At 69.0% G+C, this 232-nt stretch carries 1 pseudogene; it reads right to left on the bottom strand.

Going from position 1 to position 232, the window contains the following annotated elements:
- A pseudogene (locus ACTFO6_RS20030) lies at window positions 1-232 on the bottom strand (protein translocase subunit SecF); the annotation flags it as partial.

Raw genomic sequence — 232 nt, 5'->3', positions numbered from 1 at the left:
CCGAGGTGACTCCCTCCCGTACCGGAAGCCGGATCAACACGTCCCGGGCGGTGCCGAAGGTCTGGGCGACGGCGTCGCCGAAGCCGGCGCGGCTCAGGGTCTCCCGGATCTTCGGCAGCTCGGCGGCGCTCGGATAGGCCACCTCCATGACCGTGCCGCCGGTGAAATCGACCCCCAGGTTCAAGCCCCGGAAAATCAGCGCCCCCACGGCAAGCACGAAGAACACCGAGGA

This window comes from Pelomicrobium sp. G1 (assembly GCF_051905455.1).
Classification (GTDB): Bacteria; Pseudomonadota; Gammaproteobacteria; order Burkholderiales; family UBA6910; genus Pelomicrobium.
This window is presented reverse-complemented; position numbering and strand designations above follow the sequence as displayed.